Below are 2918 nucleotides of genomic sequence, written 5' to 3'. Positions count from 1 at the left end.
GGCGCTGGGTGTGGACGTGGCGTTGACCGAGGTCGACGTCACCAACGCCTCGACGTCGCAGTACGCCGGGTTGACGCAGGCGTGCCTGAACGTGCCGCGATGCATCGGGATCACGGTGTGGGGTGTGCGGGACAGCGACTCGTGGCGCTCGAACGAGAACCCGCTGCTGTTCGACGGTGGCGGCAACAAGAAGGCCGCGTACACCTCGGTCCTCAACGCCCTCAACGCCGCCGCCCCGACGTCGGGGCCGACCACGACCCCGACCACGGGACCGCCGCCCAGCGGTGGCACCGGCCGGATCGTCGGGGTGCAGTCGGGCCGGTGCGTCGACGTACCGAACGCCACCCAGACCAACGGCACCCGGGTCCAGCTCTGGGACTGCAACAACCAGTCGAACCAACAGTGGACGTACACCTCGAACAAGCAGTTGATGGTCTACGGCTCGAAGTGCCTCGACGCGAACGGCGCGGCCACCGCGAACGGCACCGCGATCATCATCTGGGACTGCAACGGCCAGGCGAACCAGCAGTGGAACGTCAACTCCAACGGCACCATCAGCGGCGTGCAGTCCGGCCGCTGCCTGGACGTCTGGGGCACCGGCAACGGCCAGCAGGTCCAGTTGTACGACTGCCACGGGCAGGCCAACCAGCAGTGGCGGACCGACTTCGGCGGCACCACGCCCCCGACGTCGACGCCGCCGACCACGACGCCGCCGCCGGGCGGCTGCGCGCTCCCGTCGACCTACCGGTGGTCGTCGACCGGCGCGCTGGCGAACCCGCAGAACGGCTGGGTCTCGCTCAAGGACTTCACCAACGTGGTCTACAACGGCAAGCACCTGGTCTACGGGTCGAACGTCAACAGCAGCGGCCAGTACGGCTCGATGAACTTCAGCCTGTTCACCAACTGGTCCGACATGGCCTCGGCCGGCCAGACCGGGATGAGCCAGGGCACCGTGGCGCCCACGCTGCTGTACTTCGCGCCGAAGAACATCTGGGTGCTGGCGTACCAGTGGGGACCGACCTCGTTCAGCTACAAGACGTCGAGCGACCCGACGAACGCCAACGGCTGGTCCTCGGCGCAGACGCTGTCCACCGCCACCCTGCCGGACGCCCCGTACGGCGTGATCGACCAGACGCTCATCGGCGACGACCAGAACATGTACCTGTTCTTCGCCGGGGACAACGGCAAGATCTACCGGTCGAGCATGCCGCTGGGGAACTTCCCGGGCAGCTTCGGCTCGACCTACACGACGGTCATGACCGACTCGACGAACAACCTGTTCGAGGGCGTCGAGGTCTACAAGGTGGCGGGCCAGAACCAGTACCTCATGATCGTCGAGGCGATCGGGAGCCAGGGACGCTACTTCCGGTCGTTCACGTCGACCAGCCTGAGCGGCTCGTGGACCCCGCAGGCCGCCACCGAGAGCAACCCGTTCGCCGGCAAGGCCAACAGCGGCGCGACGTGGACCAACGACATCAGCCACGGTGACCTGGTCCGCACCAACCCCGACCAGACCAAGACCGTCGACGCCTGCAACCTCCAGTTCCTCTACCAGGGCAAGAACCCGGGTGCGGGCGGCGACTACAACCTGCTGCCGTGGCGGCCGGCGGTGCTGACCCTCCAGCGCTAGACGCCGGATCCGTCAGCGGAGCACCGAAGCGTGCCCGGCCCCCGTACGGTGCCGGGCACGCTGTCCGGTGGGCCGGGGACGGCTGAATTCGGGGCGACCGCCCACCGGCCACCCCGATAGCCTCCCGGCATGCCCGATCTGATCGCCCCGACCACCCGCCTGCACCGCTCCTGGCTGGCCGCCCGCGACGAGTGGGGGCGTGGCGTGCACCAGGACGGCTCGGGGCTACGTCCCACCGACGACGTCGACACGCCGGTCGGTTTCGCCGCCTGGGTGGACGGGCTGCGCGCCGGGGAGGACGAGTCCCGGCTGCCCGAGGGCATGGTGCCGGCGCTCTACTGGTGGATCGTCGAGGACGACGAGGTGCTCGGCGCGATCTCGCTGCGGCTACGCCTCAACGACTTCCTCCGCGAGGCCGGCGGCCACATCGGCTACGGGGGTGCGCCCCTCGGCCCGGCGGCGCGGGCTGGCCACCTTCGCCCTCGGCGCCGCGCTCGCCGAGGCGGCCCGGCGGGGGATCGACCCGGTGCTGGTCACCTGCGAGGTGGAGAACACCGCCTCGGCGCGGACCATCGAGCGGCACGGCGGGGTGCTGGAGGACGTCCGCGACACCGAGCTGGGCCGGCTGCGCCGGTACTGGATCGCCACCCGCTGACTCAGTCGCGCAGGTCCTCGGCGAGCAGGTCCATCAGCAGCGCGTCGTGCCAGCGCCCGTCCGCCCCGCGCTCGTAGCGGCGCATGATGCCCACCGGGCGGAACCCCACCTTCGCGTACGCCCGGATCGCCGCCGTGTTCGCCGCCGCCGGGTCGATGGTGAACCGGTGGTGGCCGTACTCGTCGACCAGATGCCGGGCCAGCGTGCGGACGGCGTCCCCGCCCAGCCCGGCGCCGCGCGCCGCCGGGTCGAGGAAGATGTCCAGGCTGGCGTGGCGGTAGTCCGGGTCGGTCTCGGCGTACCACTGGATGGCGCCGACCAACCGGCCCTCGTGCTCGATCGCGTAGACGGTCAGCTCCTCGTCGGCCAGGTCGGCGCGGACCGCCCCGGCCAGGTCGTCGCCGCCGCGCCACCAGCGGCGCACCTCCGGGGTGGCCCGGATCTCGGCCAGCGCGGCCACGTCGGCGTCCGTCGCCGGTCGCAGCGTCACCGCCCGTCCCCGCAGCACCGCTCAGCCCCGCCGCTCGCCGTGCTCGACGCAGACCGCCGACCAACCGGTCGGCACGACCTGCACCTTCATCCGCCGCCGGCAGGACGCGCACCAGCGCGGCGGCTCCAGCGCCCGGGCCGCCG

The 2918-nt window shown here is 71.4% G+C and carries 4 protein-coding genes; 2 read left to right on the top strand and 2 right to left on the bottom strand.

Features of this window, described 5'->3' with window-relative positions:
* On the top strand, positions 1–1630 hold a 1630-nt coding region (locus HUW36_RS29795; protein WP_174531143.1), incomplete at its 5' end, for a non-reducing end alpha-L-arabinofuranosidase family hydrolase.
* Between the two features lie 439 nt (positions 1631–2069).
* On the top strand, positions 2070–2285 hold the full coding sequence (locus tag HUW36_RS35355) for a GNAT family N-acetyltransferase (protein ID WP_425487279.1): 216 nt from the start codon (positions 2070–2072) through the stop codon (positions 2283–2285).
* Between the two features lies 1 nt (position 2286).
* Here HUW36_RS35355 and HUW36_RS29785 read toward each other — a convergent pair whose 3' ends face one another.
* Positions 2287–2793, bottom strand: a complete 507-nt coding sequence (locus HUW36_RS29785; protein ID WP_174531142.1) for a GNAT family N-acetyltransferase — start codon at positions 2791–2793, stop codon at positions 2287–2289.
* Positions 2794–2796: 3 nt separating this feature from the next.
* A partial coding sequence (gene bsaP / locus HUW36_RS35575; protein WP_484502610.1) for a biotin synthase auxiliary protein BsaP occupies positions 2797–2918 on the bottom strand: 122 nt, incomplete at its 5' end.

This window comes from Micromonospora maritima, assembly GCF_902825405.1.
Lineage (GTDB): Bacteria > Actinomycetota > Actinomycetes > Mycobacteriales > Micromonosporaceae > Micromonospora > Micromonospora maritima.
The sequence above is the reverse complement of the archived record's forward strand: the minus strand, read 5'-3'. Positions and strand labels throughout refer to the sequence as shown.